Consider the following 7,878-nt stretch of genomic DNA (forward strand, 5'->3'; position numbering starts at 1 on the left):
AGCGAATATCGCAGTGGCTGATGCGACTGCGAGAATTGCCAACATCGGTGGCCGATCAGATGTGTGCGCCACTATGAATTCGTGGGGAAACCTCAGACTCTGACCTATCCCCACGTTTTTCTGGCAATCATTCCCGTAGAAATCAGTGTTACGTTGATGCCGTTTCGAAGCGAGTCGTCATTCCGGCGAAAGCCGGAATGACGAGCAAAAGCATAGGCGCTGCTACAACTGTCTCTTTGATTTGCCGATGGTCCTAGGCAAAAAAGGGGGGGATACCTCAGGGTCAGCCCCCTGTTTCGCAAATTAGGCGTGAATCGTCGCCAGAATCCAGTTGAGGCGAAAGGTAGCGCGTTGCCTCAGTTAGTTCCTCGATCTTCCCTTCCCGAAATCTACCAGCATTCCGTCAAGCGGCGTCTCGTTCTTGCGAGGGCCTAAGGTGTGCCCGGCGCCTCCGATAACCTGGAAGTGATCGATCACATAGGGAATGCCTTCACCGGCGAGCAAAGGGACTTCCGTCGTCACCTCGAAGTGTAAATGCGGTTCGCGCGCGTCCCCCGAAGCACCGATGTGCGCGATGACTTCGCCGACTTGAACACTCTGACCATTCTTCACCTGGATACTACCCGCCTTCAGGTGGTAGTAGTGTGCAAACTGCCCGTCACCGAGATCGAGGACGATGGTATTTCCGCCAGTATTGTCGAAGGTCACCGGAAGCGCCGGATGAAAATCGCGGTTGTGCCCGGGTGGGTTATCGGGCAATCCGTCCCGTACATATACGACGGTGGCACTGGCGACGGCGAAAACGGGTTTGTCGTATGCGTAGTACGAACGATCAGCGTGAACGTCGCCATGGTAGGGCATGCCCTGTTCAACTTGTTTCCAGTCGACTGCGAAGCGACGAGAGTCCGTCATCCTTCCATCGACGATAAAGATTCCCCGTCGATGATGGTTGTCCGATGCGTTGCTCGGACCGTCGTCAGCGATCCAGTGGGTACCCTCGACAGGCGGGGCGAGCACCTTCAATCGAGTGTTTTGCGTGCCTACGGGTGCACCTTGAACGACATCACCGTTGGTAAGTGCAAGACGCTGCACTACTTGCTTCGGCATGGATGTTTTGGGTGGCTGCGTCACCGACAGGAACAACACCACCGTACTTCCGGCGTTAATGTTGACGGGCTTCGCCACGTTGCTAATATCCATGATGTCGTCCGTGCCAGCCTTCCGCACGATCTCATTCAACGAGTGTCCGGCAAAAGTCGCCAATGGCGGTCGATCGGCCTGATTCGAATCGATTACATCAACGTGATCGAGCGTGATCGGCGCATCTTCGAAATTGGTGATATATAGTTCGTATAGAAGATGTTCGCCGTCTTCCGCAGGAAAGGCCGTCGGCGCATAGGGAACCTGTAGCTGGATCTGTGGCGGGAACGGCGACCGATTGGGGAGCGTTGGTTTACCGGTCGTATCAGACGCGCATGCCATTTGGCATACAGTTGAAGCAAGCAGAGCAACCGCGATCCCCGCTTTAACTAGCAGCTTGGTCGAAGTGGCGACGTCAACGGACCTTTTCTTCATGGCCTTGCACTCCCTTACAAAGCAAATGACGTGGGTAACTGGGTGATTGGCGGTAGAGCGTCGTTTTGGCTCGTACATGAACAATGCGCTTAGGTTCGCACGATTTTTACTCGCAGATACCGGTTGAGGACAATGTGTCGGGAGGCATATGCTGCCTCTGAGTGTTAATCCATCGTGCCTAGGCGCTGGAGTGGAGATTTACCATGGCCAAGCTCGTCTTCGGATTGAACGTGTCCCTGGATGGCTACGTCGACCACCAGAAATTTGCGCCCAGTCTGTCGCTTTTTCGCTACTTCATAGAGCAAGTGCGCGAACTGACGGGCATGGTGTACGGTCGCGGCATGTACGAGGTCATGCGTTATTGGGACGATGACCATCCGGATTGGAACGCTGAGGAGCGTGACTACGCGGCGCTGTGGCGGAGCCAACCGAAGTGGGTCGTGTCGCGCTCGCTGAAGTCCGTCGGCCCGAATGCCACCCTTGTCGCCGATGACGTCGAGGCGGTGATACGAGGGCTGAAGGCCGAGCTCCCCGGAGAGATCGAAATCGCCGGACCAGACCTGGCGCGAAGCCTGACCGACCTTGGCCTCATCGATGAATATCGACTCTATCTTCACCCCGTCGTGCTCGGTGGCGGCAAGCCATTTTTCGCGGGCCCTCGATCGCGGCTCCGCCTCGTGGCCAGCGATTTGATTGTCGAGGACGTGATTAGGTTGACGTACATTCCTGCTTAGCGCTGCCGACAAAATCTGCGCTAACCGGCCCCTTAGCCAAAGCTCGTAATACTTGCGAACACGACGCACCCACTCCTATCGGTAAAAGCCAGGATATTGTTGAATTCGTGGCCCATTCCGAAAATTGCTATTTGCGCCACAGGGGCGCATGATGACTCAATGTCGGGAGCGCATTGAGCCCGACATCTCACCTGCGATCGCAATCTGTCGCCTATGAGTATGGCCCTGCTCCTTATCCTGCAGGGATCCCCTCCCGTGTCGTCGCGCACTTTCGCGACCGCTTTTTAGGTAGATTGATCATGCCCCGCAATAGTGAGCCGCTCTCGGCGGCGCAGATTCATAGTGTCTATTCATCCGGGGGAACGCCCAAGAATAGGCCGACCGACACAGAAGCCGTTCGATATTCGAAGACGTCCGCCTATGTTCGCGAACCGGTGCCGCCGGGACGTTCGCCCTTGCGTCCTGACTTGTTGGCCAGGAAGAAAAAGTACTGACGCCTGACTATTCAGTGGAAGTTTGATCCACTGTGCCTGATGGGTCTCGGCTCGGCAGGGACGCCCTCACCGAGAAGGAATCTCCGCTGAGGGCAGGGATGCCTCGGTGAGTTCGGGCAATATCGTCATTCGACGCGGTCACGGGCAAAACCCTATCGCGCGCACGATGATGTTGCACCAAGTCACCTCCCTCCATGATCCAGTCATCAACAAGTGAATGGACAAGCCGCTTTTTGCCAGAAAGCATGGAGACTTAAAGCCATGTCGCTCAAGCGGCCGGCATCTATTCGGATCGTTTCTCGACGGGACATGATCGCTTGTGATCCCGATGAAGAAATAAGCTTCGCTTAGGCGACAAAAGCGGCCGAATCATAGCTGTATATAAGGCTTGCTCACCCGCATAAGTGGGGCGCGCTCGCTCCAGGCAACATCCACAAACACACTTTTTATTGAGGTGGCGAGCGTGGGCAGAGCATCCGTCTATGACGTTGTTGGAAGTATCCATGTCCCACTCATTCGTCGCCAATACGCTACTCGCGCTTCGTTTGCCTGAAGTCGACCTATGGTTCGGCGACTTGCGTAATCGTTACGACAGGTCCGCGACGAAATCGTTTGGGGCCTATATAGCCATACGCGCCCATCCCTCTTCACCTGGCGAATGGACGAATGAAAGCCTTGAGCAGCTCGCCGCAGTGTGCGCATTCTCTTCGCCTTTTGAAATCGCACTGGCTCGCGTAGGTTACTCGCTTGACGCTGTTTATCTGGCCCCGGAACCCACGGAACCCATCTTTCGCCTGGAGTCTCGAATATCGCAGCTATTCCCGGTCGTGCCATCGGTAACGCGTCAAGTCATGCCACGTGTGCCGATAGCGGGAGGACTGTCGCCACGTCAATCCGTCATGCTAGGGATGGCTCTGGAGAATCGGATCAAGCAGCGAGGAGTGCTAACGACCGTATGCAGTGAGTTGTCGCTCATGACAGTCGACGATGGTCAGTGGGTGACGGCTGAAAGATTCGTATTGGGTGAAGCGTCGCTCCGCACTTGAAGTTCGGTTGGCCAACGATCTGAGATGGTCAGTGCTCTGTGACCTGATGCAAGGTGGGTGAGCTACCTGGGGCGATCCGCACCAAGCGGGTCAACCTGAACGGAAAGTCGATTTCGTTTGCATTTCTGCGTGATAGCCTCTAGGCTCGTGGGGCTGAGTTTCAAGGGTCACCCTGAATTGTGGCCCGATGCTGTAGGAAAAAGTTCCACTACACCGTTGTACCCGCTTCTCCTTGCGACCAGCTTTTTGCCGCTATGCGGCGTCACTTGCTCCAAGGAATATGACAATGTCCCAAGTAGAAACCGGTACTGTGAAGTGGTTCAACGATGCCAAAGGTTTTGGCTTCATCAGTCGAGACAAGGGTGGTGACGATGTATTCGTTCACTTCCGTTCGATTCAGTCCTCAGGCTTCAAGAGCCTGCAGGAAGGCCAAAAGGTGTCCTTCAGCGTGACTCAAGGCCAGAAAGGTTTGCAGGCTGAAAACGTACAATTGAGCTGAGCCATCAGCGTGTTCAAGAAAAGCCCGACCCTGCGTCGGGCTTTTTTTATGGTCGTTTTGGTGGGCATGCAGGCGGTGCCGAGCTCACAGCCCCTCCCGAAGAAAGGCCGAATCAGTCGGCTCTCGCCTTGGCCGGCGGCGACAGGCAATAGCCGAACGTCACCGCTATCCCCGCCAAGACCACGCCAGACCCGCCCCATATCGCCAGCGGGATCGGGGCGAACGTCCATAATCCCGCGTAGATGAGCCCGCTCAGCACCAGCGACCAGGCGGCGACCCGCTGGGCCTGGCGTCCCCGGGCGCTGCGGACGAAAGCTTTGGGCATGCGGTTCCCATACCAGGCCAGCCAGAGCCCGATTGCACCGGTGACCACCCTTAGGACCGTGTCGCGATCGATGTAGCCCAGCCGGTTCGCGAAGGTCATGCCGAACGCCAAGGCGATCATGACGCCAGCCCAGGCTAGAGCTCCGATCAGTTCCTTTTTCATCGCTCGGTCTCCTCGTTGGACTGCGGCCTCTGCGTGCCCACGCCAAATGAATGGACGAAACCCAGCAGCGCTTCTTCAAGTACTGAGAGTTTCAGGTGATAGATGACGGATTTGCCGGCCTTCTCGGCGTGCACCAGGTCAGCCTCTTTCAGCACCCCGAAATGCGCCGACATCGTCGGCTTGGAAACGTCGAACTGATCGCAGAGCTCGCCCGCGCTCATCGGCCCTTTACGCAGGAGCTGCAACACCCGCCGGCGGGTGGGATCGGAAAGGGCCCGGAACACCTTGCTCATGATGTGATAATTAGCTAATTATCGAATTGTGTCAAGGGGCGACCCGTCGATGGCCAACTCGTAGCAATGAAAGCGATCGGTCGATCGGCCCGCCGGGGAATCTCCGCTTTCGGCCCCAAGAGACCCTTAAGCTGGCTGAGCGCCTCCCGTTGCGTGGCGGAACACCACATCACCGCGTAAGGCAGGTCGCCCTATAATGGGGAGTACGGCGAGGTCATACTTTCGCTACAGGGATTTACGGTGCTCCGTGTAAAGGCTCTACATCGGTACATGGCATGGCTGGCGATGCTAGCCATGGCGTTTATCGTGGTGATGCCCGTCGTGTCGCGCACGATGCCGATGACCGGCGCCATGCCGGGCATGGATGGAGCTTGCCTGGAGCACGCCGCGCCAGGCGCAAGGCAACAGGGTTCGCCGCACGCGCCCGCGGACCCGATGGCGCGCTGCGGTTACTGCTTCTTGCTCCATCACAGCCCACTTGTGGGGTCGAGCACGCTGGTCCATCTTGTTCCGGCAACCCCTCCGTCCGCTGTTTCGACGGCGGCACTGCCTAGCGACCGGCCCTACGCACCGCTGCTCAGCGCCGATCCACGCGGACCGCCTGCACGTATCAGCTAATCGGCAAGCTTCATTGACGCGGCACACGTACCGCGATGATTGCCCTTCTCCCCATTCCTGTTCCGTGTGCGGCCGTCGCGCGCCTTGAAGGCGCACGCATCGACGTCGCACGGATTTCCATTGTTGCGCGCGACTCGGCCCATCCGAGCATCGCTGCCTTCTCAAGAGAGTCTTTTTTCCATGCCAACCAAGCATTTCCCTGACAACCGCGCCGGTAAAGGTTCATTGCTGCGTGGACGCACGATGCGCTTTGCGAGCAAGCCCGTCATCGCGATCACAGCCCTGTGCGCCGCCGGCTTCCTCCCGCAAGTGGTTCATGCCTGCGCCACCTGCGGCTGCACGCTGAGCACCGATGCCGCCACCGGCTATTCGACCGCGTCCGGTTGGCGCGTGAATATCGATTACACCTTCATCGATCAGAATCAGCTTCGGCATGGCAGCGGCAAGGCCAATCCCGAACAGGTCGTCAATCAGCCTTCTGATCCTTCGCTGGGCGGCGGGGAAATCGAGCGAAACACGATCAACCGTTACATCAATGTCTCGGCAACGTATCGCTTCAACGCCGATTGGGGTGTCACGTTCTTGCTGCCCTACGTGATTCGAGACCATTCCACCTATGGCACTCAGCTGGCTCCGTACACGCCTGGCGAGACCGCGCCCAACCAGATCAGTGATGCGCATGTATCCGGCATCGGCGACGGCAAGATCATCGCCAGCTACCAGGGCTTCTTGCCCACGCATAACCTGGGTGTGCAGTTGGGGGTCAAGCTGCCCACCGGTCATTACGGCGGCCAAGACATCGACGGAAATCTGGTCGGCCATCCGGTGACGTTCAAGTCAGGTCCCAATCTGGGGCAATCGCTCGACACCAGCTTGCAGGCCGGCACCGGAAGTACGGACATCATCCTTGGCGGCTACTACTTCCAACCGGTGAGCCAGAACTTCGATGCGTTCGTGAACGGTCAGTTTCAAACCGCCGTCAAAGAGAACCTGGATCGCCCTGGTGCGAATTTCCGTCCCGGCAACACCGCCACGGTCAGCGTCGGCCTGCGTTACGAGGCGCATGCGAACTGGGTCCCGCAGTTGCAGATCAACTGGCTGCACAAGATGGCCGATCAAGGATTTCTGGCTGACCACCCGAACACGGAAGGTACCGTTGCCTATCTCAGCCCAGGCATCAGTGGCAGCCTGAGCAAGAACCTGCAGGTCTACGCGTTCGTGCAGGTGCCGATCTACAGCCACTTGCAGGGATATCAGATATTCCCTGGCTGGACGGGAACCGTAGGCATAAGCATGAAGCTCTGAACTGCTGAAATGACCATTCGAAAGCCGTTGCCGCTCAAAAGGCGGCAACGCTTCGGAAGACGAGTTGGGAAGTAGAAAAATGTTTGAACGTATCAACCGTTACGTGCAATGCATGGCAGCAGCAATAGCACTCATTGCTGCCTCGTTGCCGCTGCACGCCAACGATCTGGTGGTCGGCAAGCCCGCTCCGCCCATCACCCTGAGCACGCTCGACGGCAAGCACATCGCGCTCGGCGATCTGCGCGGAAAGGTGGTGATCCTCACCTTCTGGGCAACGTGGTGCGGCCCCTGCCAACAAGAGTTGCCATTGCTGTCGCAGTACGCACGTGAGCACGCGAAGGATGGCTTGGTGGTGCTGGGCTTCAGCCTCGATGACGCAGACAACATGCAGCAGGTTCACGCGGCAGCGGATCGCTTGAGCTTTCCCGTGGGCTTGCTGGGTGACCCTCACGTAGCCGGTTATGGACGCATCTGGCATTTGCCGGTGAGCTTCACCGTCGACCGCCATGGGCTACTCGTGGACAACGGCTGGAAGGACCAGGATCCCACCTGGACGCAAGCGCGACTCGACAGCGTCGTTACGCCGTTACTGAAGGCATCGCACTGAATGCAACCCCACCGGGATGGGCCATCCACCCCTTTGAGCGCACTTGATTAGCGTCGAGTCTCTGCTGATTCCCTTCCCTGCAAGCACTTGATTAGCGTCGAGTCTCTGCTGCACGACAGGCGGTTCCCTCCCCTGCTTGCACTTGATTAGCGTCGAGTCTCAGTAGGGTTTCGTAGATCCCGCTCCGGCAAGGGGCGGGATCGGAGTAAGCCGGCAGCCA

Annotated in this window: 8 protein-coding genes; 5 read left to right on the plus strand and 3 right to left on the minus strand. The window is 57.8% G+C overall.

Going from position 1 to position 7,878, the window contains the following annotated elements:
* Positions 1–360: 360 nt before the first annotated feature.
* Positions 361–1,575, minus strand: coding sequence for a M23 family metallopeptidase (locus EKH80_RS23350; RefSeq protein WP_158628935.1), 1,215 nt, complete (start codon positions 1,573–1,575; stop codon positions 361–363).
* 203 nt (positions 1,576–1,778) lie between these two features.
* Between EKH80_RS23350 and EKH80_RS23355 the strand changes: the two genes are divergently transcribed.
* Positions 1,779–2,309, plus strand: a complete 531-nt coding sequence (locus tag EKH80_RS23355) for a dihydrofolate reductase family protein (RefSeq protein ID WP_126687206.1) — start codon at positions 1,779–1,781, stop codon at positions 2,307–2,309.
* A 1,826-nt stretch (positions 2,310–4,135) separates the two neighbouring features.
* Complete coding sequence (locus EKH80_RS23360; protein ID WP_126687207.1) at positions 4,136–4,348, plus strand: cold-shock protein; 213 nt, start codon at positions 4,136–4,138, stop codon at positions 4,346–4,348.
* 112 nt (positions 4,349–4,460) lie between these two features.
* On the opposite strand, the gene EKH80_RS23365 is transcribed toward EKH80_RS23360, so the two are convergent.
* The gene (locus tag EKH80_RS23365; protein ID WP_230473902.1) at positions 4,461–4,835 is read right to left on the minus strand and encodes a hypothetical protein; all 375 of its coding nucleotides are present in this window, start codon (positions 4,833–4,835) and stop codon (positions 4,461–4,463) included.
* Entirely contained in the window at positions 4,832–5,128 is a 297-nt protein-coding gene (locus EKH80_RS23370) for an autorepressor SdpR family transcription factor (RefSeq protein ID WP_126687208.1), read from the minus strand. Before EKH80_RS23370 ends, EKH80_RS23365 begins: the two co-directional genes overlap by 4 nt.
* Before the next feature lie 285 nt (positions 5,129–5,413).
* Here EKH80_RS23370 and EKH80_RS23375 point away from each other — a divergent pair, with 285 nt between their 5' ends.
* The 3 genes from EKH80_RS23375 (at position 5,414) to EKH80_RS23385 (ending at position 7,658) form a co-directional block, all read left to right on the plus strand.
* Positions 5,414–5,746 (plus strand): DUF2946 domain-containing protein, encoded by a 333-nt coding sequence (locus tag EKH80_RS23375; protein WP_268991950.1) that lies wholly within the window; start codon positions 5,414–5,416, stop codon positions 5,744–5,746.
* Positions 5,747–5,926: 180 nt separating this feature from the next.
* The gene (locus EKH80_RS23380; protein WP_230473903.1) at positions 5,927–7,051 is read left to right on the plus strand and encodes a transporter; all 1,125 of its coding nucleotides are present in this window, start codon (positions 5,927–5,929) and stop codon (positions 7,049–7,051) included.
* Between the two features lie 79 nt (positions 7,052–7,130).
* Entirely contained in the window at positions 7,131–7,658 is a 528-nt protein-coding gene (locus tag EKH80_RS23385) for a peroxiredoxin family protein (protein ID WP_126687210.1), read from the plus strand.
* The last annotated feature ends 220 nt before the right edge of the window (positions 7,659–7,878 follow it).

This window comes from Dyella choica, assembly GCF_003977665.1.
GTDB classification, from domain to species: domain Bacteria; phylum Pseudomonadota; class Gammaproteobacteria; order Xanthomonadales; family Rhodanobacteraceae; genus Dyella_B; species Dyella_B choica.

Excerpts from the sequence above, each read along its gene's own strand:
- EKH80_RS23350 (WP_158628935.1), bottom strand. The coding sequence starts at position 1,575 with ATGAAGAAAAGGTCCGTTGACGTCGCCACTTCGACCAAGCTGCTAGTT.
- EKH80_RS23380 (WP_230473903.1), top strand. The coding sequence starts at position 5,927 with ATGCCAACCAAGCATTTCCCTGACAACCGCGCCGGTAAAGGTTCATTG.
- EKH80_RS23355 (WP_126687206.1), top strand. The coding sequence starts at position 1,779 with ATGGCCAAGCTCGTCTTCGGATTGAACGTGTCCCTGGATGGCTACGTC.
- EKH80_RS23360 (WP_126687207.1), top strand. The coding sequence starts at position 4,136 with ATGTCCCAAGTAGAAACCGGTACTGTGAAGTGGTTCAACGATGCCAAA.
- EKH80_RS23370 (WP_126687208.1), bottom strand. The coding sequence starts at position 5,128 with ATGAGCAAGGTGTTCCGGGCCCTTTCCGATCCCACCCGCCGGCGGGTG.
- EKH80_RS23365 (WP_230473902.1), bottom strand. The coding sequence starts at position 4,835 with ATGAAAAAGGAACTGATCGGAGCTCTAGCCTGGGCTGGCGTCATGATC.
- EKH80_RS23375 (WP_268991950.1), top strand. The coding sequence starts at position 5,414 with ATGCTAGCCATGGCGTTTATCGTGGTGATGCCCGTCGTGTCGCGCACG.
- EKH80_RS23385 (WP_126687210.1), top strand. The coding sequence starts at position 7,131 with ATGTTTGAACGTATCAACCGTTACGTGCAATGCATGGCAGCAGCAATA.